The sequence below is a fragment of the Marinobacter sp. bablab_jr008 genome, from assembly GCF_016464145.1.
In the GTDB taxonomy this organism is placed as follows: Bacteria; Pseudomonadota; Gammaproteobacteria; order Pseudomonadales; family Oleiphilaceae; genus Marinobacter; species Marinobacter nauticus.
The window spans coordinates 1-291 of the sequence record NZ_JACDWW010000035.1 but is presented as its reverse complement, the minus strand read 5'-3'; the positions used below and the strand labels follow the sequence as shown (position 1 = coordinate 291).

1 protein-coding gene is annotated in these 291 nt (G+C 51.5%); it reads right to left on the bottom strand.

Features of this window, described 5'->3' with window-relative positions; translation table 11 throughout:
- Window positions 1–291 (bottom strand): hypothetical protein (locus JIF53_RS19300; RefSeq protein WP_206769472.1); only part of this gene is annotated, 291 nt, incomplete at both ends.

Here is a 291-nt window from a genome sequence, read left to right as displayed (position 1 = left end):
GTCGCCCTCGCCACCAATGCCTTATTAACCTCCAGTTCGCGAAGCTGAATCTGTCCGGGTCTTCCCCGGCCTTTCCCTCTCGACACTCCTCCCCGCTCGCCCTCCCCTTCTTTTCCTCCTCCTCTTTTTTTTTTCTGATCGTCTCGTGGGCTCGGAGATGTGTATAAGAGACAGGTTCAAAGTAGCCAAGAGGAACTTCCGGCCGAACAGAATCTATATACTCCTGTTCAGATAGGTGTGGCGTCTTTCTTTGGAACCGCCCTTGCTGGATTTTATATGCTGTACTCCAAT